Raw genomic sequence first — 636 nt, forward strand, 5'->3', positions numbered from 1 at the left:
GTAGCTGCCCGTGATCCTGGATTGTCGTTCGGTCGGCCACAGCATCCCGGCGCCTGCCGTGTCGAACAGCGGCAGCACGTCGGTGACGTATTCCTCGATCACTGGGCGGGTCCAGTCGAACACCGCCAGCACCGCCCGCCGACGGGGCGGGGAGCCTTTGCTGGCCTTGCCCCAGCGGACGTTGCAGACCCCGTACCGGCCGAACTCGGTCGCGGTCGGGTTGCGGGTGAAGTCATGCACGTCGAGCATCCCGACCTCGCGGCGGCGCAGCCCGAAGGCGTAGATCATCTTGAACAGGGTCGCGTCGCGGAACAACGACTTCCAGCCCTTCTTTCCGCGCGTGCGAGCATGGTCGACGCGATCGTCGGCGTAGTCGAAGAAGGCTTGTACCTCGTCCCGCGACAGCGGCCGGACCGCCGGGCGTGCCTCGTGATCGCCGGTGTGGATCGCGGTGTTCCACTCATGGCAGACCTGCACCGGATGAGTGCCGAACAGTTCCTCGCATCGCTCGATCCAGCCGTAGCGGCGGTCGGTCAGGTAGTCGCAGAACAACGCGACCGCGTTCTGATACGAGCGGATCGTGCCGTGCGAGCACGGCTTGTCGCCGGAGACCAGCTCGGTCGTCCACTCCTCGAC

1 pseudogene is annotated in these 636 nt (G+C 66.7%); it reads right to left on the reverse strand.

The annotated features are described in order from the left end of the window. Positions 1 to 636: pseudogene (locus P0D62_RS19000) on the reverse strand (tyrosine-type recombinase/integrase); the annotation flags it as partial.

The organism is Tessaracoccus caeni (genome assembly GCF_029211185.1).
In the GTDB taxonomy this organism is placed as follows: Bacteria; Actinomycetota; Actinomycetes; order Propionibacteriales; family Propionibacteriaceae; genus Arachnia; species Arachnia caeni.